The sequence below is a fragment of the Pseudomonas sp. LPB4.O genome, from assembly GCF_038383825.1.
GTDB classification, from domain to species: Bacteria; Pseudomonadota; Gammaproteobacteria; order Pseudomonadales; family Pseudomonadaceae; genus Aquipseudomonas; species Aquipseudomonas putida.
Genome location: NZ_CP151298.1, coordinates 4,268,572 through 4,288,637, shown reverse-complemented (window position 1 = coordinate 4,288,637; position 20,066 = coordinate 4,268,572). Strand labels below are relative to the sequence as shown.

18 protein-coding genes are annotated in these 20,066 nt (G+C 63.9%); 14 read left to right on the top strand and 4 right to left on the bottom strand.

Translation table 11 applies throughout. The features are described 5' to 3' along the window. The first annotated feature begins 192 nt into the window (after nucleotides 1-192). The 14 genes from MRBLPB4O_RS19475 to MRBLPB4O_RS19410 all read left to right on the top strand — a co-directional run bounded on the left by MRBLPB4O_RS19475 (nucleotide 193) and on the right by MRBLPB4O_RS19410 (nucleotide 14,330). Nucleotides 193-1,218 (top strand): NAD(P)H-dependent glycerol-3-phosphate dehydrogenase, encoded by a 1,026-nt coding sequence (locus MRBLPB4O_RS19475; protein ID WP_341796326.1) that lies wholly within the window; start codon nucleotides 193-195, stop codon nucleotides 1,216-1,218. 36 nt (nucleotides 1,219-1,254) lie between these two features. Continuing rightward, a complete protein-coding gene (locus MRBLPB4O_RS19470; protein ID WP_016498711.1) occupies nucleotides 1,255-1,602 on the top strand; it encodes a DUF4389 domain-containing protein in 348 nt (115 codons plus the stop codon). After that, nucleotides 1,599-2,057 carry a phosphohistidine phosphatase SixA gene (gene sixA, locus MRBLPB4O_RS19465; protein ID WP_341796325.1) on the top strand — a complete coding sequence of 153 codons (459 nt, stop codon included), beginning with the start codon at nucleotides 1,599-1,601 and terminating at the stop codon, nucleotides 2,055-2,057. The genes MRBLPB4O_RS19470 and sixA overlap by 4 nt, the downstream gene beginning before the upstream one ends. Nucleotides 2,058-2,158: 101 nt before the next feature. Further along, a complete protein-coding gene (locus tag MRBLPB4O_RS19460; RefSeq protein WP_341796324.1) occupies nucleotides 2,159-2,545 on the top strand; it encodes a hypothetical protein in 387 nt (128 codons plus the stop codon). A 93-nt stretch (nucleotides 2,546-2,638) separates the two neighbouring features. Further along, nucleotides 2,639-3,427 (top strand): alpha/beta hydrolase, encoded by a 789-nt coding sequence (locus tag MRBLPB4O_RS19455; RefSeq protein WP_043200066.1) that lies wholly within the window; start codon nucleotides 2,639-2,641, stop codon nucleotides 3,425-3,427. After that, nucleotides 3,424-4,278, top strand: a complete 855-nt coding sequence (locus MRBLPB4O_RS19450; protein WP_341796323.1) for an alpha/beta hydrolase — start codon at nucleotides 3,424-3,426, stop codon at nucleotides 4,276-4,278. Before MRBLPB4O_RS19455 ends, MRBLPB4O_RS19450 begins: the two co-directional genes overlap by 4 nt. Before the next feature lie 109 nt (nucleotides 4,279-4,387). Beyond that, nucleotides 4,388-5,182, top strand: a complete 795-nt coding sequence (locus MRBLPB4O_RS19445; protein WP_341796322.1) for a DUF4892 domain-containing protein — start codon at nucleotides 4,388-4,390, stop codon at nucleotides 5,180-5,182. Between the two features lie 12 nt (nucleotides 5,183-5,194). Next, nucleotides 5,195-6,247, top strand: a complete 1,053-nt coding sequence (locus tag MRBLPB4O_RS19440; protein ID WP_341796321.1) for an AI-2E family transporter — start codon at nucleotides 5,195-5,197, stop codon at nucleotides 6,245-6,247. A gap of 232 nt (nucleotides 6,248-6,479) precedes the next feature. Beyond that, nucleotides 6,480-6,569, top strand: coding sequence for a K(+)-transporting ATPase subunit F (gene kdpF / locus MRBLPB4O_RS19435; RefSeq protein WP_003251485.1), 90 nt, complete (start codon nucleotides 6,480-6,482; stop codon nucleotides 6,567-6,569). A 9-nt stretch (nucleotides 6,570-6,578) separates the two neighbouring features. Further along, nucleotides 6,579-8,273 carry a potassium-transporting ATPase subunit KdpA gene (kdpA, locus tag MRBLPB4O_RS19430; protein WP_341796320.1) on the top strand — a complete coding sequence of 565 codons (1,695 nt, stop codon included), beginning with the start codon at nucleotides 6,579-6,581 and terminating at the stop codon, nucleotides 8,271-8,273. 9 nt (nucleotides 8,274-8,282) lie between these two features. Further along, nucleotides 8,283-10,337 (top strand): potassium-transporting ATPase subunit KdpB, encoded by a 2,055-nt coding sequence (gene kdpB / locus MRBLPB4O_RS19425; RefSeq protein WP_138737537.1) that lies wholly within the window; start codon nucleotides 8,283-8,285, stop codon nucleotides 10,335-10,337. A 10-nt stretch (nucleotides 10,338-10,347) separates the two neighbouring features. Continuing rightward, nucleotides 10,348-10,899 carry a potassium-transporting ATPase subunit KdpC gene (gene kdpC / locus MRBLPB4O_RS19420; RefSeq protein ID WP_341796319.1) on the top strand — a complete coding sequence of 184 codons (552 nt, stop codon included), beginning with the start codon at nucleotides 10,348-10,350 and terminating at the stop codon, nucleotides 10,897-10,899. A gap of 84 nt (nucleotides 10,900-10,983) precedes the next feature. Next, nucleotides 10,984-13,638 carry a sensor histidine kinase KdpD gene (locus MRBLPB4O_RS19415; protein ID WP_341796318.1) on the top strand — a complete coding sequence of 885 codons (2,655 nt, stop codon included), beginning with the start codon at nucleotides 10,984-10,986 and terminating at the stop codon, nucleotides 13,636-13,638. Beyond that, complete coding sequence (locus MRBLPB4O_RS19410; protein ID WP_132841987.1) at nucleotides 13,635-14,330, top strand: response regulator; 696 nt, start codon at nucleotides 13,635-13,637, stop codon at nucleotides 14,328-14,330. The genes MRBLPB4O_RS19415 and MRBLPB4O_RS19410 overlap by 4 nt, the downstream gene beginning before the upstream one ends. 154 nt (nucleotides 14,331-14,484) lie before the next feature. Here the strand turns inward: MRBLPB4O_RS19410 and MRBLPB4O_RS19405 are convergent, their stop codons facing one another. From MRBLPB4O_RS19405 to MRBLPB4O_RS19390, 4 genes are all read right to left on the bottom strand, one after another. Next, nucleotides 14,485-15,207, bottom strand: coding sequence for a DUF6708 domain-containing protein (locus MRBLPB4O_RS19405; RefSeq protein WP_341796317.1), 723 nt, complete (start codon nucleotides 15,205-15,207; stop codon nucleotides 14,485-14,487). 44 nt (nucleotides 15,208-15,251) lie between these two features. Continuing rightward, nucleotides 15,252-17,870 (bottom strand): T6SS effector BTH_I2691 family protein, encoded by a 2,619-nt coding sequence (locus MRBLPB4O_RS19400; protein ID WP_341796316.1) that lies wholly within the window; start codon nucleotides 17,868-17,870, stop codon nucleotides 15,252-15,254. A 111-nt stretch (nucleotides 17,871-17,981) separates the two neighbouring features. Beyond that, nucleotides 17,982-18,941 carry a hypothetical protein gene (locus MRBLPB4O_RS19395; protein ID WP_341796315.1) on the bottom strand — a complete coding sequence of 320 codons (960 nt, stop codon included), beginning with the start codon at nucleotides 18,939-18,941 and terminating at the stop codon, nucleotides 17,982-17,984. Nucleotides 18,942-19,056: 115 nt separating this feature from the next. Continuing rightward, nucleotides 19,057-19,962 carry a LysR family transcriptional regulator gene (locus MRBLPB4O_RS19390; RefSeq protein WP_341796314.1) on the bottom strand — a complete coding sequence of 302 codons (906 nt, stop codon included), beginning with the start codon at nucleotides 19,960-19,962 and terminating at the stop codon, nucleotides 19,057-19,059. Nucleotides 19,963-20,066 lie beyond the last annotated feature (104 nt).

Genomic DNA, 20,066 nt, shown 5'->3' with positions numbered 1-20,066 from the left:
ATTTTCCAGTGATCTGCGTCGGCTGTTCTGGCCCTTTCCCGGATGAGCCCGTTTTCACAGCGGCTGAACGCTGTGCTGTATCTGTGGGAGCGGCCTTGCCCGCGACGAGGCCAGTACTGACACTGGTTCTGTAGCAGGTGAGCCGTATAATGGCGGGGTCGCCACTTAACTTTTGGCTTTAACGGATTGGATATGACTGAACAGCAACCTGTTGCAGTTCTGGGCGGCGGCAGCTTCGGCACCGCCGTGGCGAACCTGCTGGCGGAAAACGGTGTGCCGGTGCGCCAATGGATGCGCGACCCGGCGCAGGCCGAGGCCATGCGCGTCAATCGCGAGAATCCGCGCTACCTCAAGGGCATCCGCCTGCAGGATGGCGTGGAGCCGGTCAACGATCTGCTGGCCACCTTGCAGGCCGGCGAGTTGATCTTCGTCGCCCTGCCATCAAGTGCCTTGCGCAGTGTGCTGGCGCCCCACGCCGAGCTGTTGCGGGGCAAGGGCCTGGTCAGCCTGACCAAGGGTATCGAGGCGCAGAGCTTCAAGCTGATGAGCCAGATCCTTGAAGAGATCGCCCCTGACGCCCGCATCGGGGTGCTGTCGGGCCCCAACCTGGCCCGCGAGATCGCCGAACATGCGCTGACCGCCACAGTGGTCGCCAGCGAGGACGAACAACTCTGCCAGCAAGTGCAGGCTGTACTGCACGGGCGTACCTTTCGTGTCTACGCCAGCGCCGACCGCTTCGGCGTCGAACTGGGTGGGGCGCTGAAAAACGTCTACGCCATTATCGCTGGCATGGCCGTAGCCTTGGGCATGGGCGAAAACACCAAGAGCATGCTGATTACCCGGGCCCTGGCCGAGATGACCCGCTTCGCCGTCAGCCAGGGTGCCAACCCCATGACCTTCCTTGGCCTGGCCGGTGTCGGTGACCTGATCGTCACCTGCTCCTCGCCCAAGAGCCGCAACTACCAGGTGGGCCATGCGCTGGGCCAGGGGTTGAGCCTGGAAGAGGCTGTCAGCCGCCTGGGCGAGGTGGCCGAAGGCGTCAACACCCTCAAGGTGCTCAAGGCCAAGGCGCAGGAGGTACAGGTGTACATGCCGCTGGTGGCGGGCCTGCATGCCATCCTGTTCGAAGGCCGCACACTGAACCAGGTGATCGAGCACCTGATGCGCGCCGAGCCCAAGACCGATGTCGATTTCATTTCCATCAGCGGTTTCAACTGAGCCCTTGGCGGCTCTGACACGAGCAAGGAGCAACACATGAACGATACGCCCGAACGCGCCCAGCGCGAGTCGATCATCCTGCGGGTGCTGTGGATGCTGGTGTTCCTGGTGGTCTGGCAACTGGCCGAATTGCTGCTCGGCGGCCTGGTGCTGGTGCAACTCATCTACCGACTAGTGTATGGCGCGCCCAGCGCCAGCCTGATGAACTTCGGCGACAGCCTGAGCCAGTACCTGGCGCAGATCGGCCGCTATGGCAGCTTCCACACTGAGCAGAAGCCCTGGCCATTTGCCGACTGGCCAGCACCGCGTGCCCCGGAAGGCGAGGCGCCGCATGCCGTGGCACCGGCCCCGCACCCGGTGCGGGACGAGGAACCCAAGCTGTGAAGCTGTGGGTGCTGCGCCACGGTGAGGCGGAGCCGCGGGCCAATACCGACGCCGAGCGCCGCCTGACCGGCCATGGTCGCGAGCAGGTGCTGCACAGCGCTGCCCGCCTGCTGGGGCAGCCGCTGCAGGCGATTATCGCCAGCCCCTACGTGCGCGCCCAGCAAACGGCGGCGCTGGTGCATGACACGCTGGGTCTCAGGGAACCGGTGCGTACCGTGCCCTGGTTGACGCCAGAGAGCGATGTGCAGCAGGTCATTGGCGAAATCGAGCGCCTGGGCCTGGAGCATGTACTGCTGGTCAGCCACCAGCCGCTGGTGGGGAATTTGATCGGTGCGCTGGAGCATGGTCACCAACAGCAACCAGCCGCCATGAGCACCGCCAGCCTGGCGGAGCTGGAAGGAGATTGGCCGCTGGCTGGGTTGATGACCCTGCTGGCGATCAACCCACCGGTGTGATTCCTCGGCAAATCGATAAGGCAACTGGTATTTTTGTCAGTTGCCGCACTTGATGGCCTCTTGCTAGCGTTGCCTCAAAGCAATCAGGGAGGGAGCAGCGGATGAGCGGTGAGATGCGGGAGCTTTTGAGTTCCCTGGACCTGCAACCCACCGTAGACAAGGTGGGGCAAGGCGTTACGCTGGATTTTGCCCAGTACAGCCTGCTGCGCGACTCGGCCGACGCCAAGCTCTACCAGCTGCTGCACAAGGTCAGCCGCAACGGCAACCTGGAGCCCGCCACCAGGCAGCAAAGCGAGCGAGACCTGCGCACGCTGCAGGAAGCCTGCCTGCGAGTCTCCCACCTGCTACAAACAAGTTGCCTTGCCTTGCGCCGTCTGCAACTCGACTTTCAGGACCAGCGCCTGGCCCGTGAGGCGCTGGAAAGCCAGTTGGCCTACATGCAGGCCTGCTTGCGCCGGTCTCTGGCCAGCTTCGACCGCTCGGCGTGACCTGATAGCCCTCGCCGATGACCTTTCCGAATGTTGCTGAATCGCGCCCCGATGCCGACAATGAGCCATCATCTTCCGTCCGGACCAGGCGCCATGTCGCAGCAGATCTTCTTCGCTCATGCCAACGGTTTCCCTTCGGCCACGTATGGCAAGCTGTTCGCTGCCCTGGCGCCGGACTACCAGGTGCAGCACCTGGCCCAGCATGGCCACGATCCGCGCTTTCCGGTAGACGACAACTGGCAGAGCCTGGTCGATGAGCTGCTGCATCACCTGGCGCAGCAGGACCAGCCCATCTGGGGTGTCGGGCATTCGCTGGGGGGGGTGTTGCACCTGCATGCTGCCTTGCGTCGCCCCGAGTACTACCGCGGGGTGGTGATGCTCGACTCGCCGGTGCTCACCCGTGCCGACCAGTGGCTGCTGCGCACCGCCAAGCGTTTCGGTTTCATTGACCGCATTACCCCGGCCGGCCGCACCTTGGGGCGCCGCGAAGTTTTCAATGACCGCGACAGTGCCCGGGACTATTTTGCTGGCAAGTCACTGTTTCGCCATTTTGACCCCGACTGCCTCGAAGCCTATGTAGAACATGGCCTGCAGGCGATGGAGCAGGGGCTGCAACTGCGCTTCGATCCGGCTACCGAAATCAGTATCTACCGCAGCATCCCGCACACCAGCCCCGCGCCTGCGCGGCAGTTGCAGGTGCCGCTGGCCATGGTGCGCGGCGAGCGCAGCAACGTCATTCGCCGTCACCACACCCTGGCGGTGCGCGGCATGCCCAAAGGCGAATATCACAGTGTGCCCGGCGGCCACATGTTCCCGCTGGAGCGCCCGACCGACACCGCCAGCCTGATCAAGGGCCTGTTCGACCGCTGGAGCCAGGCATGAGCGCGCAGGTGCAGGAAGTGCGCCTGAGCCTGGGCCATATCGAACTGGCGGCACACCTGTTCGGCCCCGAGGACGGGCTGCCGGTAATTGCCCTGCATGGCTGGCTGGATAACGCCAACAGTTACGCTCGCCTGGCGCCGCAACTGAAGGGCCTGCGCATCGTCGCCCTGGACCTGGCCGGGCACGGTTACTCGGAACACCGTCCGCCTGGTGCCGGCTATGCCCTGGCCGACTACGCCCACGACGTGCTGCGGGTTGCCGAGCAGCTGGGTTGGCAGCGTTTCGCCCTGTTGGGCCACTCGCTGGGCGCAATCATTTCGGTACAACTGGCCGGCGCCTTGCCCGACCGGGTCAGCCACCTGGCGTTGATCGACGGCGTCATCCCGCCGACCGGGGCCGAGCAGGACGCAGGCGAGCGCTTGGGGATGGCACTGCAAGCCCAGCTGCGGCTGGATGGCAAACGCAAGTCGGTGTACGCAACGCTGGAAGAAGGCGTACATGCGCGGATGAAAGGCGTGGTCGCGGTCAGCCGCGAGGCTGCAGAATTGCTGGCGCAACGTGGCCTGATGCCGGTACCCGGTGGCTACAGCTGGCGCAGTGACAGCCGCCTCACCCTGCCATCGCCGGTGCGCCTGAGTGAAACCCAGGCCATGGCCCATGTGCGCCGGGTGAGTTGCCCGGCGCTGTTGGTGGTGGCCGCCGACGGCATGCTGGCGCGCCACGCCGCGTTGCTGGAGAAGCTACCCTTTGAGCAGGTGACGCTGCCCGGTGGTCATCACCTGCACCTGAATGATGAGCAGGGCGCGGCCCTTGTCGCAGACTGTATCAATCGCTTCTTTGGCTTTGCTTGACTTGCACCGGACAAGTGTCGAGGCTTGGCGGGTTGAACAGGGAGACAACCATGCAACTGCCAGACATCCTGGAGCTTCACTTCGGCGCCGCGCGCCGCCTGGTTCGCCAATGAGCGCGCCTGTTGCCATCCGTACTGCTGTCGCCGCCTGCCTGGCGCTGGCCAGCCCTGGGTTGTGGGCCGGCAGCCTGCCGGTGCCGGTGGACGCAAAGGTCGTTGACCAGCGTCCGGCCGTGGAGCAAGAGCGCGTCTACCCCATGGGCCCGCTGCGCAAGATCAGCGGCCGCCTGCGGGTCGAAAACAAGGTCGAGAGCCGTGGCCAGGTCAGCTCGGTAACCTACGAACTGCCGGTCGAACGTACGGCCCGTGAAGCCTTCACCAGTGCCCGCGAAGCACTGCAGCGCGAGGGTGGTTACCCGTTGTTCTGGTGCCAGGGCCGCGATTGCGGCGAGGCCAGCCTGTGGGGCAACGATGTGTTCGCCAACGCCCGCCTCAACGGTGGTGACGAGCAGCAGGCGTTCATCCTGCTACGCCGCTCGGCTGAGGAGGCCGACACGCTGGTCGCGCTGTACAGCGTTACCCGTGGCAACCGCCGCGCCTACCTGCATGTGGAGGAGTTCGTCGCCGCCAGCCCGCTGGGCGAGCTGCTGCCTACTGCCGCCACGGTGATGCGCGAAATGCGCGACACCGGCAAGCTCGACTACCCTGACCTTGCTGCGCCGCAAGACACCTGGGTGAACCTGCTGGCCCGCAGCCTGAACCTCGACAGCACCTTGCGCGCCAGCCTCAGTGGCGCCCAAGCCGAAGCCTGGCGCGAGGCGCTGGTCAAGGCCGGGGTGCGTAATGGCCGCCTTGAAGTCGGTAGCGCACCCACCAATGGCCTGCACCTTGAATTGATCCGTTGAACGAGCGCCACCATGGTTAACAATGACCGCCTGCTGATCCAGATTCTGCTGCTGGCCTTGCTGGGTGCCGGCCTTTGGGTGATGGCGCCGTTCATTTCTGCATTGCTGTGGGGGGCTATCCTGGCTTTTGCCAGTTGGCCGCTGATGCGCTTGCTGACACGTGTGCTGGGCGGGCGTGAAACCCTGGCGGCGAGCCTGCTGACCACGGCCTGGATCCTGATCGTGGCACTGCCGCTGGTGTGGCTGGGGTTCAACATGGCCGATCATATTCGCGATGCCACGGCGTTTGTGCGTGACGTGCAGGTCGACGGCCTGCCCGACGCGCCGGCCTGGCTGGGTGGCATTCCATTCGTGGGCGAGCGCCTGGTCAACGGGTGGCAATCGCTGGACCAGCAGGGCGCGGCCTTGGTGGCCTCGGCCAAGCCCTACTTCGGGCAGGTGGGCAACTGGTTGCTGGCGCGCAGCGCGCAGATCGGCAGCGGCGTGCTGGAACTGACCCTGAGCCTGGTGTTCGTGTTCTTCTTCTACCGCGACGGGCCACGCCTGGCGGCATTTGTGTTGCGCTTGCTGCACCGTTTGATTGGCGAGCGCGCTGAGTATTACCTGGAGCTGGTAGCCGGTACTGTGCAGCGGGTGGTCAACGGGGTGATCGGCACGGCGGCCGCGCAGGCCCTGCTGGCGCTGATCGGCTTCCTGATCGCCGGGGTGCCCGGGGCGATCGTGCTGGGCCTGGTGACCTTCATGCTCAGCCTGATCCCCATGGGCCCGCCACTGGCCTGGATCCCGGCCACTGCCTGGCTGGTGTGGAAGGGCGAATACGGCATGGCGGTGTTCCTGGGTATCTGGGGCACCTTCGTCATCAGTGGCGTGGACAACGTGCTCAAGCCCTACCTGATCAGCCGTGGCGGCAACCTGCCGCTGGTGATCGTGCTGCTGGGTGTATTCGGTGGCTTGCTTGCCTTTGGCTTCATTGGCCTGTTCATCGGGCCGACCTTGCTGGCGGTCGGTTACAGCCTGCTGCTGGACTGGAGCCGTAACGCCGCACAGCAGCCGCCCCAGCAGTAAGCCTGTAACGGCCTCTTCGCGGGCACGCCCGCTCCCACAGGTACTGCACAGTCTTCAAGACCTGTGTCGTACCTGTGGATTCACCCGCGAAGAGGCCAGCACAGGCAGCCCAAAGTGCTGATCTTTACGCATTCTTTATACCTCACCCCATCCCCAGATCTCGCCCCTTTACGCCCCTCCCTAAGACAATTTCCCCAAAGCGGCCCAAGCCGTAACACGGGGAGAACCACTCATGAACATGCTCGACGGGCTGTCACTGCTGCTGGCAGTGGCCTTGGCGTTTTATCTGCTGGTGGCGCTGTTGCGCGCCGATCGCAGCTAGGGAGCGACCATGCACAGTTACGATTTCGCCTTGCTCCTGGCGTTCTTTGCCATCGTGCTGCTACCGGCACCCTGGCTTGGGCGGTTCTACTTCAAGGTCATGGAAGGCCAGCGCACCTGGCTGTCGCCGCTACTCGGCCCGGTCGAGCAAGCTTGCTACCGGCTGGCGGGGGTGAACGCCAGCCAGGAGCAGAACTGGCGGCAGTACACCCTGGCCCTGCTGGCCTTCAACCTGGTCGGGTTCCTGCTGCTGTTCGCCGTGCTGTTATTGCAGGGCTACCTGCCGCTCAACCCGCAGCACCTGCCAGGCCAAGAATGGTCGCTGGCGTTCAATACCGCCGTCAGTTTCGTGACCAACACCAACTGGCAGGCCTACAGCGGTGAAGCGTCGGTCAGTTACCTGAGCCAGATGCTCGGCCTGACCGTGCAGAACTTTGTCAGTGCTGCCACCGGCCTGGCCGTGCTGGTGGCGTTGTGCCGTGGCATTGCCCGGCGCAGCGCGTCGACACTGGGCAACTTCTGGGTCGACATGACCCGTGCCACCCTCTACTGCTTGCTGCCGCTGTGCTTGCTGCTGGCGCTGTTGCTGGTATGGCAGGGTGTGCCACAGACCTTTGCCGACTACGTCCATGCGCTGACCTTGCAAGGTGCTGACCAGACCATTCCACTGGGGCCGGCTGCCAGTCAGATCGCTATCAAGCAATTGGGTACCAATGGTGGCGGCTTCTTCGGCGTCAACTCGGCGCACCCGTTCGAAAACCCCACCGCCTGGAGCAACCTGTTCGAGGTGGCTTCGATCATCCTCATTCCGGTGGCCTTGGTGTTCACCTTCGGCCACTACGTGAAGGACCTGCGCCAGAGCCGCGCCATCCTCGCCTGCATGCTTGCCCTGTTCCTGATCGGTGGCAGCACGGCGTTGTGGTCCGAGCATCAACCCAACCCGGCGCTGCAGAGCCCGCAGGTGCAGCAGACCGCGCCCCTGGAGGGCAAGGAAAGCCGCTTCGGCACCACCGGTTCGGTGCTGTGGACGGTCACTACCACCGCCGCCTCGAACGGCTCGGTCAACGCCATGCACGACAGCCTGAACCCGCTGACCGGCATGGTGGCGATGGTCAACATGATGGTCGGCGAGGTGATCTTCGGCGGCGTCGGCGCGGGCCTCTACGGCATGCTGCTGTTCGTCCTGATCGCGGTGTTCCTGGCCGGGCTGATGATTGGCCGCACCCCGGAATACCTGGGCAAGAAACTGCAGGCCCGTGAGGTGCAGTTGCTGGTGGCGACCCTGCTGGTGATGCCGGTCGGCGTGCTGGTGCTTGGCGCCATTGCTGCCAGCCTGCCAGGCCCGGCAGGGGCAATCAGCAACCCGGGGGCGCACGGTTTCAGCCAGCTGCTGTACGCCTATACCTCGGGCACGGCCAACAACGGTTCGGCGTTCGCCGGTTTTGGCGCCAACACGGTGTACCACAACCTGATGATCGGCCTGGCCATGCTCATCGGCCGCTTTGGCTACATCCTGCCGATCCTGGCCTTGGCCGGCAGCCTGGCGGCGAAGAAAAGCGCGCCACAGGGGCAGAACAGCTTCCCCACCCACGGCCCGCTGTTCACCGGCCTGCTGCTGGTGACCATCCTGCTGGTCGGCGGCCTGACCTTCCTGCCGACCCTGGCCCTTGGGCCAATTGCCGAACACCTGAGCCTGGGTTTTTGAGGACCGATCATGAACATGCCCATTCCTGAAGTGAATACCCGGCACACTGCCAAGGACCAGACCCGCTTCGCCGCGCTGTGGCGCCCGGCGCTGGTGCAGGCGTTTGTAAAACTCGACCCGCGCCAGCTCAAACGCTCGCCGGTGATGCTGGTGGTGGCCCTGACCGCAGTGCTCACCACCGTGCTGTGCTTCGCCCCCGGTAACGGCGTGAGCACGGGTGTTGCCGTGCAAATCGCCCTGTGGCTGTGGTTTACCGTGCTATTCGCCAACTTCGCCGAAGCCCTCGCCGAAGGCCGTGGCAAGGCCCGCGCCGACAGCCTCAAGGCCGGTAGCCAAGGCCTGACTGCCCAGCGTCGCCAGCGTGATGGCAGTTACGAGACGGTTGCTGCCAGCGCGCTGCGCAAGGACGACGTGGTGCGCGTGGTAGCGGGCGAGATGATCCCCGGTGACGGCGAGGTGCTTGAAGGTATCGCGGCGGTCAACGAGGCCGCCATTACCGGCGAGTCTGCACCGGTGATCCGTGAGTCCGGCGGCGACCGCTCGGCGGTCACCGGCAATACGCGGCTGGTCTCCGACTGGCTGCTGATCCGCATTACCAGCAACCCGGGCGAGTCGACCCTGGACCGCATGATTGCCCTGGTCGAAGGTGCCAAGCGACAGAAGACCCCCAACGAGATCGCCCTCGACATCCTGCTGATCGGCCTGACCCTGATCTTCCTGATCGTGGTGGTGACCTTGCAGCCGTTCGCCCACTTCGTGGGGGGCAGCCTGCCGCTGATTTTCCTGGCTGCGTTGCTGGTGACGCTGATTCCCACCACCATCGGCGGGCTGCTGTCGGCCATCGGCATCGCTGGCATGGACCGGCTGGTGCGGCTGAACGTCATTGCCCGTTCGGGCCGTGCAGTGGAAGCCGCCGGTGACGTGCATACGCTGATGCTCGACAAGACCGGTACGATCACCTTCGGCAACCGCCGCTGCAGCGCGCTGCATGCAGCACCAGGCATCGCTGCCAAGGAACTGGGGGAGGGCGCCTTGCTGGCCTCGCTGGCTGACGATACCGCCGAGGGTAAGTCGATTGTCGAGTACCTGCGCCAGTTGCACGACTTCGTCGAGCCTCCCGCCGGTCAGTTCGAAGCCGTGGCCTTCAGCGCCGAAACGCGCCTGTCGGGCATCGACTACCAGCAGCACCGCTACCGCAAGGGCGCGGTAGATGCCGTGCTGGCGTTCGTCGGCATGCAACGCCTGGAAATGCCCCCGGCGCTGGCCCGCGAAGTGGAACGTATTGCCCAGAGTGGCGGCACACCGCTGCTGGTGTGTATCGACAAGCGCCTGCTTGGCGTGATCCACCTCAAAGACGTGGTCAAACCCGGCATCCGCGAGCGCTTCGCCGAACTGCGCAAGCTGGGCATCCGCACGGTCATGGTGACCGGCGACAACCCGTTGACTGCCGCTGCCATCGCCGCCGAAGCGGGGGTGGATGACGTACTGGCCGAGGCCACGCCCGAGAAGAAGCTGGCGCGCATTCGCCAGGAACAGAACGACGGTCGCCTGGTGGCCATGTGCGGCGACGGCGCCAACGACGCCCCGGCACTGGCCCAGGCCGACGTGGGCATGGCCATGAACGACGGCACCCAGGCTGCGCGCGAGGCGGCCAACATGGTCGACCTGGACAGCGACCCGACCAAGCTGCTGGATGTAGTACAGGTCGGCAAGGAGTTGCTGGTGACCCGCGGTGCGTTGACCACGTTCTCCATTGCCAACGACGTGGCCAAGTACTTCGCCATCCTGCCGGCACTGTTTGCGGCCATCTACCCGCAGCTGGGCGTACTCAACCTGATGCACCTGGCCAGCCCACAGAGCGCGATCCTGTCGGCCATCGTGTTCAACGCGCTGATCATCATCGTGCTGATCCCGCTGGCGCTGCGTGGTGTGCGGGTGCAGGCGGCCAGTGCGGCGCACCTGTTGCGGCGCAACCTGCTGATCTACGGGCTGGGCGGCATTGTGGTGCCGTTTGCCGGGATCAAGCTGATCGACCTGCTGCTCAATGCCCTGAACCTGGTCTGAGGAGGCCGCCATGAATGCTTATGTACGCCCGGCGTTGAGCCTGGCCCTGTTGATGACGCTGGTGACCGGCGCACTGTATCCGCTGGCAGTGACCGGCATCGCCCAGGTTGTTTTTCCGGACCAGGCCAATGGCAGCCTGGTGCGGGATGACCAGGGCCAGGTGCGCGGCTCGGCACTGATCGCCCAGGAATTCAAGGGTGATGGCTGGTTCCATGCACGGCCGTCGGCAGGCGCTTACGCCACGGTGGCCAGCGGTGCCAGCAACCTTTCGCCAAGCAACCCGGCGCTGGCCGAGCGGGTCAAGGGGGAGGCGGCTGCGCTGTATCAGGTGCAGCAGGGGCCGGTGCCGCAGGCGTTGCTGACCACCTCGGGCAGCGGCCTCGACCCACACCTGCCACCGGAGGGCGTTGCCTATCAGATCCCACGTGTGGCGGCGGCGCGGAAACTGCCGGTGGAGCGCTTGCAAGCCTTGCAGGAAGAGGCCACCCTCCACCCATTGATCGGCCCACCGGTGGTCAATGTACTGGCGTTGAACAAGGCGCTTGAGCAATTGAGCCACTGATATTGGGGCCGCTTTGCGGCCCTTCGCGGGCTTGCCAAGCAGGCCCGGTGTTGGTCGACTGTCGCAAATCCTGAAGGATGAAACATGAGTGATTCCGCCCGCGCAGATGCGCTGTTGGCTAACCTACCGCGCACCGGCCGGGGTCGGCTGAAGGTGTTCCTTGGCGCCGCCCCCGGCGTCGGCAAGACCTTCGCCATGCTGCAGGCCGCCCACGGCCAGCAACGTCAGGGTGTGCAGGTACTGGCCGGGGTGGTGGAAACCCACGGCCGTGCTGAAACCGAAGCGCTACTCGCCGGCCTTCAGCAGCAGCCGTTGCTGCGCAGCCAGTACCGTGGTGTCACCCTGGAGGAAATGGACCTCGACGGCCTGCTCAAGGCTGCGCCGGCCTTGGCTCTGGTCGACGAACTGGCCCACACCAACGCCCCCGGCAGCCGCCACGCCAAGCGCTGGCAGGACGTGCAAGAGCTGCTGGCCGCCGGCATCGACGTGTACACCACGGTCAACGTCCAGCACCTGGAAAGCCTCAACGACAAGGTGCGCGACATCACGGGTGTACAAGTGCGTGAAACCCTGCCGGACTGGGTACTGCAGGAAGCCTTCGAACTGGTGCTGATCGACCTGCCACCCCGCGAACTGCTCGAACGCCTGCGTGAAGGCAAGGTTTACGTGCCCGAGCAGGCGCGGGCGGCCATCGATGCTTACTTCTCGCAAACCAACCTCACCGCCTTGCGCGAACTGGCCATGCAAACTGCCGCCGCGCAGGTCGATGCCGACCTCGCCGACGGCTATCGCCAGCGTGGCCAAGAGGCCCCGGCCTTGCGCGGGCGGCTTCTGGTAGGCGTGGACGGCGACGACCAGGCCGAACGCTTGGTGCGCCATGCCAGCCGCGTGGCGCAACGCCGCCACCTGCCCTGGAGCCTGGTGCATGTGGACAACGGCCGCCTGCGCGACGAAACCGCGCGTCACCGCTTGCAGGCCGCGCAGCAGCTGGCCGAGCGCCTGGGCGGCGAGGTGGTGCTGCTAAGGGCTGGCGAAGTGGCGCGCACGTTGATCCAGCATGCCGCCGAACGGCGGGCCAGCCTGGTGCTGGTGGGGCAGTCCCGTGACCGCCTGCGTCGTCGCCTGTTCGGTGCCGGTGTGGCTGCGCGGCTGCTGCGCGAAAGCCATGGGCTGGAAATCAACGTGCTGGACCGCGACGTGCAGCCGCACGCACCGCGGTCGGCGGTGCGGCGGGTGTGGGTGTGGCGCCACTACCTGCTGGCGCTTCTGGCCACGGTCATGGCGGCGGGGCTGGCCTGGGCGGTGTCGAGTGTGCTGGCGCTGCCCAACATCTCGCTGGTGTTTCTGGCTGCGGTGTTGCTGGTGGCGGTGCGCAGCAGCCTGGGGCCTGCGCTGGGCTGCGCCGCGCTATCGTTCCTGACTTACGATTTTCTGTTTATTCCACCCAATTTCTCGTTCAGCATCCAGCGCGAAGAAGACGTGCTGACCCTGGTGTTCTTCCTGCTGATGGCCGCGCTTACCGGCAACCTGGCGGCACGCCAGCGCCGCCAGTTGCAGGCGCTGCGCGAAACTCAGGCGCAGACCAGCCAGCTGCTCGACCTGTCGCGCCGGCTGACCGTGGCCACCGACCGCCAGGCCGTGTTCAATGCCGCCGGCCAGCATCTGGACGGCTGGCAAGACATGCAGGTGTGCCTGCTGGAGCGCAACGCCGAAGGTCAGCTGCAGGTTGCCAGCGGCGAAGCCCACGCCTTCAGCGACACCGAACGGGCTGCCGCCGATTGGGCCTGGCAGCACGGCCAGGCTGCCGGCCACGGCAGCGACACCCTGCCCAACGGCCGTTGGTGGTGGTGGCCGCTGGCGGTGGACGAGCAGCCGCTGGCGCTGCTGGGTGTGCGCCCGCGCAACGGGCAGCCGCTCAACGACCCACGCCGGCGCCTGCTCACGGCCCTTGGCCAGCCACTGGCTCAGGCCCTGGCCCGCGCACGTTTGGCCGAACAACTGGAGGCCGCGCGCCTGCACGGCGAAACCGAGCAGCTGCGCAGCGCTTTGCTGGCCTCTGTGTCCCACGACCTGCGCACGCCGTTGACTGCCATGCGCGGCAGCATCGACAGCCTGCTGGCGCTGGGCGAAGCGATACCGGCCGAGGACCGCCGCGAGTTGCTGGAGGGCACCCGCAACGAGGCCGAACGCCTGGACCGCTATATCCAGAACCTGCTGGACATGACCCGCCTGGGCCACGGCGGCCTCAAGCTGGCCCGCGACTGGGTAGCCCCGGCCGACATCGTCGGCAGTGCGCTCAACCGCCTGCGCGTGGTGCTGGCGCCGCTGCGGGTGCACACCGATGTGCCGGCCGAGCTGCCGTTGCTGTTCGTGCATGCGGCGCTGATCGAACAGGCGCTGGTCAACGTGCTGGAAAACGCCGCACGCTTTTCCCCGGCCAATGGCCGGCTTGAGCTGCAGGTGGCCGTGCATGATGACCAGTTGCGCCTTACCGTCAACGACCAGGGCCCCGGCATTCCGGTCGCCGACCGCGAGAAGATCTTCGACATGTTCTATACCGCAGCCCGTGGTGACCGCGGCGGGCAGGGCACAGGCCTGGGCCTGGCAATCTGCCAGGGCATGATCGGCGCCCATGGCGGGCAGATTCTGGTGGGCGAAGGCATCGATGGCCAGGGCACCGGCATCACTCTATGCTTGCCGCTACCCCCTCAACCTGAAGCCGAAAGCGAAACGCCATGAGCCAGTCCGCCACCCTGTTGGTCATCGACGATGAACCGCAGATCCGCAAGTTTTTACGCATCAGCCTGGCCTCGCAAGGCTACAAGGTGCTTGAGGCGGCCACTGGCACTGAAGGGCTGGCCCAGGCTGCACTGGGCAAGCCGGACCTGGTGGTGCTCGACCTGGGGCTGCCGGACATGGACGGCCAGCAGGTGCTGCGTGAGCTGCGCGAATGGAGCGCGGTGCCGGTGATGGTGCTGTCGGTGCGCGCCAGTGAGGTGCAGAAGGTGGATGCGCTGGACGGCGGGGCCAACGATTACGTGACCAAGCCGTTTGGCATCCAGGAATTTCTGGCACGGGTGCGGGCCTTGCTACGCCAGGTGCCACAGGCGGGGGGCTCGGAAGTGGCAGCCAGCTTTGGGCCGCTGACCGTGGATTTTGCCTTTCGCCGGGTGACCCTGGACGGTGTGGAGGTGGCGTTGACGCGCAAGGAGTACGCCTTGCTGGCGCTATTGGCCGGGCACCCAGGGCGGGTGATTACCCAGCAGCAACTGCTCAAGGATGTCTGGGGGCCTACCCATGTGGAGAATACCCACTACCTTCGGATCGTGGTGGGCCATCTGCGGCAGAAGCTGGGCGATGACCCCACGGCGCCACGGTTCATCATCACCGAGGCAGGGGTGGGGTACAGGTTGGTGGCGCCGACCACATAATCCCTGTGGGAGCGGGCGTGCCCGTGAAGAATCCAGCGCGATGCATGGCACCGGCTGCGCCGGTGTTCGCGGGCATGCACCCACATTGACCGCATCGCCCTCAAGTCATGCGCAGTACCTGCGGGTGCCGGCTTGCCTAGGGGCCAGAGTAGATTCAGGGCGCTGTTCTCGACTCCAGATCCATTTCCGTGGGCCACACTACGCGGGGTGCCAGGCGCAGGGCGAACTCACACCAGAGTACATCGTTGTGGTCCTTGGGTTCACCGGGTGGGGGCAGTGCCGAAGGGCCTTCCTGCATATAGGTGCAGATATAGGCCCAGGCGTGCTGGTCGGCGCCCATCGTTACAAGAGGGAAACGGTCAATAACGTTGTTCGTGCCCGGTGCGACGATGGACAATGTGACACCCCATTTGAAAATAAATCCGCCGTTTGGCAGCGAGCCATTCTGCGACCAGCGCTCGGCGCGAACTTGTGACCAGTCGTAACTGACCACCACGATTTTCCCTTTGTCGAAAGGGTTCCACCATTGACGCTTGAAGTTGTAGGCGTAAATTTTTTTGCGGACCCGGTTGAAACGGATTGGCAGGTCTCGGGGAGCTGCCAGATCCGCCCGGAACAGAATGATGATGCTCCATGAGAATAGTGAGTACATACCAACGAGTAGGAGTATGCTCTCAATGTCTGTTGGGTCCGTATGGAGGATCATCCAAGGAAGATCAACCAAGATCGAAATCAGATAGATTAATGTCAGTGCCGAAACGACACCACGCCATGCCATTGCTGAACGAGAGATTTCGAGGTAAATATCATCTTGATGGTTTGGCGCGTGAGTGCCCAGGTGCGGTTCCAGAATCGGTGCATCGAGAGGCGACGGCAAGTCTTCTTTCCACCCAGGGCAGGGTGGTATCAGTATTGGACCGCTCATTGACTGTCGCCTCTGTTGGAGCGGATATTATTTTCCTTGAGAACGATTCGAGCGCATGCGGATTTGTCATGTCTATCGGGCCAGTAGCTTAGGGTTAACTCAACGGCCTGGAGAGTGTGGTAGTCGGACAGTGGCAGCGTTCCCTGGATGCTGAGTGTTCCAGTTACTTCATCCAGCTTTATAACTGGCTGCATAGGGGAAGTCCTTGAGAAGAGGTGCCTGGACTCTTTATTTTCAGCGTGCAGTGTTAACGGTGATGAACTGTCGGCTGACAAATTAGCTATTTCGCAGCCTCTGGCTCCGTGATGCAGAATTAGACTCCACTGATAATGCGAGAGGTGCTGATTAAAGTGTGGCATGCGCATGAAGTAGTCGAGGCTGAAACTTGCTGGCACCACATTTCCGTCGTCAGTAAACATCGTGGATGCAACTTCTCGGTGAATGGCGTGGTTTATATCGAATTGGATCTGGATCGAGACCTCCGCATGCAAACCGATGATGGCCGCGTTGAGGGCTCCAATGGCCGCGTCCATATCAGTTTCGGATACCCATTGGCGACGTGATTGAGGTAGTCCCCACCTAGCATTTCCGGCCCAAAGCTCCGTTGGTGATGATTCTTTCCGCTTGGCCGAAGTTGCGAGCAGATAGGCTGCCATGCCCAACGTCATGCTTAGGCCTATTGGGCCAAGCAAAGCGCTATATCCAAAAACGGCCCAGACTCCAAATGCTGCGGCCCCAAATGAAGTGGCACTTGCGAGCTGGTACAACTGAGTCGCAGCGTTATCTCCTGTTTTCTTGGATCTCAGGCTTGCAAACCTGTATTGAGCCCCATCCATGACGCCAGCAATCGCCGCAATGCCGGCCCCAAATCTGACCATACCGGTAGCCAGGGAGGTCGTTGTCACTGTTCCTGGCCACGGAATCTCCGGGCGTATCTGCGCAACGAGAAGCCCTGCCGTTTCTACACTAGTACCCAGTAAACCAAGCGACGAAGACCAGATTGCCGCAAGCGCCTCCGGGTTGTGCTGATGCGTTTCCTGCAACGTTCGATAGTTGTTGCGCAGGCTGTCCTGATGGAACCATAGGCCCCCCAGGGCAAACAGCAGTTGGACACTTGCACCACTGGCTACTCCATCCCGCAAGCTGCGCATGACATCGCTAGCCACGCTTTGCGCGGCCATCGAGCTGACTTTCAATCCATCAGTAACCTGCGTGCGCAGCGTACCCGTACCAATCGCAATATTGCGCACCAGCTCCCCGACGCCACCGGCCGCACCCTCCCTTAACTGCACCAACCGCGCCTGCAAACTCTCGGTACTTTCAAACGCCCAGAGCACCACCTCGATCATCTGGTTACGGTTGCCCGCTGCCGCAATGTTGATCGCGCCACTCAGCACCATGGCGCGTACCTTGCGGCCCAAGGGATCACGGAATTGCTTGTCTACCTGCTGCAGAAACGCATCGGTCCGTGCCTGCACCGCTTCATTGAGCAGGCTCATGTATTCGCCCACTGTCAGCGACACGCGCAGCGGCGTCACCTGCTGCCCGGCGAACAGCGCAAATGCCGAACGATGTACGTGGCCGATCAGCGTCCTGGAACGTTCACTGATGTGCTGGCTGAGTGCATTCCCAGCGCTGTTGGTCGCGGCCAGCAACTGGCCAACGGCATCCTGTATCGGCTTGATCATCAACAGCTGGCCATCGGCGGTGCCGGCGATACTTTTGATGATGTCGTACACCTTGCCGAAGTCATCCCCGGACAGCCCGCTGGCCACCTGCTGCATCAGCTTCTGGTTCTTGGCCAGCAACGCTTGGTAAAGCAGGCTACGGTCGTCTTCCAGAAGCTGCTGCCAGATATGCTGGGTCATCCCGAGCGGCTGGCCTTGCGCGGGTAGCGCTTCAGTGGGCCCGCCGGCCAGACAGGCCGCCATCATCTGTATGAAGTGCTCCACCGAAACAGGGTCTTTCGCGTCATAGTCGAAGTAGCCGATCTGCTGAAACGCACGTTTGGCGTAGTGGTGCGCGTACAGCTTGCCTACCTGGTCGACCATCGACTGCCAGTTTTTCAGCTCGCGGTCGTAATCCGCCTGGAAGTCGGCACGGGCGCGCTCGTCGTAACGCTCTTCCAGCCGCTTGCGGGCCCCCTCTTGCCTGCGCGCGATGTCGCGTTCGCTCTGTGCTTGCAGGTCCACCGGAGGGAAGTGTGTTTTGACCCCTAACGGGCTTTTGTTCCACTGCTGGACCCGCCGGGCCTCGCGCTTTGCGTCCTCGGCCCCCAGAGCAGCAGCGGTGGCGGCATGCAGTTCGCGGATGCCCAGTAACGCTTGCGAGGTGAAATACTCGAAGTGGCGCTGGGGTTGGGCACGCCACTCCTGCATGGCCTGCACCCAGCCCGTGCGCTGCGCGTTGAGCTCCATCACCATCCCGACCGGGTCGGGCAGGGTCAGCGCCAGCACGCCGTTGGGTAGCTGTTCCTGCAGGATGACCTTGCGCACATGGTTGCGGGTTTGATCCCCGCGGCCCAGTCGGCTGTAAAAGCCATGAACGCTGGTAAACCTGGCAGAAGAAAACGTAGAGAACTCCAGCACATTTTCCATGCCGAAGCGGAGGGGCATAGGCCTCGCGCAGCAGCATGATCGGCAGGCCGGAGCGTTCGCAGGCATTGCAGCTGCCGTATGTGTTGGGTATCTCTTCCTGCATGGCAATGTGGACGGCTTTGCTGGTGCTCATGAATAACTCCTTGCCTGCGGCAGGGCGGCCACGATGTGCGACCAGGCGCGGTCGTCGTAGCAGGCGAAACGCGATGCCAGGCGTTGTATGCCGGCCGCTGCCTGTGCCACGTCGTGCTGGATGGTGGGATGTTGAAGGAGCAATGGGTGGACCATGACCATGTGCAGGCACATGCACTGGATATCGGCACGGTCGCGAAGGCCCTGCCTGAAGGCCTTGAGGAGCAGATTCATGGCATGAACGGGCGCGTTTTCGGGCAGGGCTGATGGGCCTGTGAATTGCCAGGGGGCGCCGGTTTGCTGCACGGCATTCAGGCGACGCCAGGCGCCGAGCAGTTGAATGATCTGCGGCGCGAGGTGCTGGGTAGCCCTTGCCGCATCAGGGACGACCAGCTCGCCAGCCGGCGGTTGCCGTTCGAACACCGCGCAACTGCCACAGCCATCGGGGTGCAGCCAGCTACGAATGGGCCCAAGGACTTGGGCCGCGTTGCGCATGGTTGCGCGCAGCAACACCAGGCGTACAGGCTCGAACCAGGCGGTGATGCCGTGCGGCGGCGGTTGGTGCAGCACATGGCATTGCTGGCTGATGTGTCGGGCGATGAGGTCGGCGGGTTGCTCGCTGACTAGCCAGCCACACACATAGTGCCAGGTGGCCGTTGCCTCACGTGCGGCGCAGGTCGCGCTGAGTGCAGCAAGGGCTGTGGGCGCTGCACCGGGTTTGGCAAGCTGCACCAGGGCTGGCCAGTATTGAGGGTCCTGGACTAGCCCGCGGCTATCGACGCGCACTACCGCATCGTCACCCAGCGTCTCGGTGAGCGATGCAATGCTTAACGGGTGCTCGGGCGTGCACCCCGCAAACGGGTCCAGTAGAAGATACAGGGCCTCTTCTGGTTGGCGCAGCTGGGTCGCGAAGCGATCGACCCACTGCAGGTAGCCCTGCGCGGACTGGCTCGACATGAGAAGTTCCTTTGTCTTCTTGATGGCGAGCAAAAATCTAACGAGGAATCAATTCTGTAGGGAGTTATCGGCTTCCTAACGTGCTGTAGGACTTTTCGTTTTCGGATGGGGCGGCTCAGGACCTTGGGGATTCTGTTTCAAAGCATTGGCGCATGACGTCCAGGTAACGTCTGGCGCCCAGGCCCAACGGGCGCGACTTGATCCAGATGATGTCCACCCACAGGCGCAGGCGGCTGGCCATGTTGTCAAAGCGCACCTCGGCCAGTGCACCGGATGCAATCAGCGGTTCAACCAGCGGCTGCGGCAGGTAGGCCCAGCCCAGGCCGGATTGCACCAGGTCCAGCGTAGCCAGGTAGCTGTCGGTCAGCCAGATACGCCGCGACAGCACCATGCGTGGGTCCGACCCGGTGGCCTTGCCTGAGGCCACGATGATCTGCCGTTGTTCGGCAAAGGCCTCTTCAGGCAGTGGCGTGCCGCTGTTCTGCCCGGCCGGATGGCGCGGCGAGGCGACGGCCACCAGCAATTGGCTGCCGGCTTCGAGGAATGACTCGCGCTCGTCGATGCCGGGCCGTTCGAACACCAGTGCCAGTTGCACACTGCCGTCATGCAGCAGGCGAATGGCTTCGGTCTGGGTGGCGGAGCGCACCTCGATTTCCAGGCTGGGAAACTCCTGGGCGAGGATCTCCAGTGGCTGGCTCCAGCGGCCGGTCTGCAGCTCGGGCGCCATGGCGATGGTCAGGCGCTTTTCCAGGCCTTTGTGCAATTGCAGGGCCTGGGCATCCAGCAGGTTGAGCTGGCAGATCACCTGCCTGGCCTGGGGCTCCAGCGCCAGCGCGGCGCTGGTGGGCAAGGCTTTGCGTGTGGCCCGGTCGAACAGCGGCAGGTCCAGCTCCGCTTCCAGTTGGGCGATTGCCATGCTTACGGCCGAAGGCACACGGCCCAGCTTGCGCGCGGCAGCGGAGAACGAGCCGGCATCCAGCACCGCGAGGAAAATTGCCAGGGAGTCGCTGGAGAAGGTCATGTTCGGTGAACCTGATGTTGGGGCGTTGTGAGCGAATAGTAATGGATGGAATTGCCAAGGGTAGGGCTTGAAGTATTCGGTGTTTGTGAGATCGAGCGCCGCGC